This is a genomic window from Actinomadura sp. RB99 (genome assembly GCF_014706005.1).
Taxonomy (GTDB): Bacteria; Actinomycetota; Actinomycetes; order Streptosporangiales; family Streptosporangiaceae; genus Spirillospora.
In genome coordinates this window covers 1-613 of sequence record NZ_JABMCA010000207.1, presented here as the reverse complement: position 1 = coordinate 613, position 613 = coordinate 1, and the positions used below count along the sequence as shown (strand labels likewise).

The window sequence follows — 613 nt, the reverse complement described above, 5'->3', positions numbered from 1 at the left end:
GGGCGCGCCGGGTCGCAAGCGCCGACGCGCGCCCCGATCTCGATTACGGCGGACCGCAGGGAGCGAGGACCGGCGAGGACGACGTTCGGGACCTCGGTCACGCCGCTGCCGCCGACCGGCCGCCGGTGAACAGCGTGCGCAGCAGGTGCCCGCCGCTGCGGCGCGAGCGGTGCCGGGGGAGCCCTGCGATTGTCCGCTCGGCCCACGGGTCAGGCTTCGGGTCTCGGGCCAGGAGCGGCGGGCGTGGCGTCGTCCGGGCGGGCGGCGCGCTACGCGGCGGCGCGGCGGGCGGGCGCTGTCCCATCGCGTCGAGTTCGTGCTGCACGGCGTCGCGGAGCCGGTTCGGGTTCTCGCCGGACACCAGCACGCAGCCGTCTACCATCGCGCGCCACGTGCCCGTGCGCAGCCCGTACCACGCGACGACCGGACGCCCGTACCGGCGGCCGATGGCTGCCAGGTCTTGAACGACTCGCCGGACGGGAGCCGCGGCGGCAACCTCCAGTGCAAGCGCTCTCTCTGCCTTCTCGATCGCTTGCCGTGCTTCGTCCTCTACGCTGCGCATGGGTCGGACCTCCACTGTCCGATCAAGGCCCCGGGGTCCCTGGTGTGAGCA

Annotated in this window: 1 protein-coding gene; it reads right to left on the bottom strand. The window is 74.6% G+C overall.

Going from position 1 to position 613, the window contains the following annotated elements; genetic code table 11:
• Positions 1 to 97 precede the first annotated feature (97 nt).
• On the bottom strand, positions 98 to 562 hold the full coding sequence (locus amrb99_RS49595; protein WP_190869052.1) for a hypothetical protein: 465 nt from the start codon (positions 560 to 562) through the stop codon (positions 98 to 100).
• Between the last annotated feature and the right edge of the window lie 51 nt (positions 563 to 613).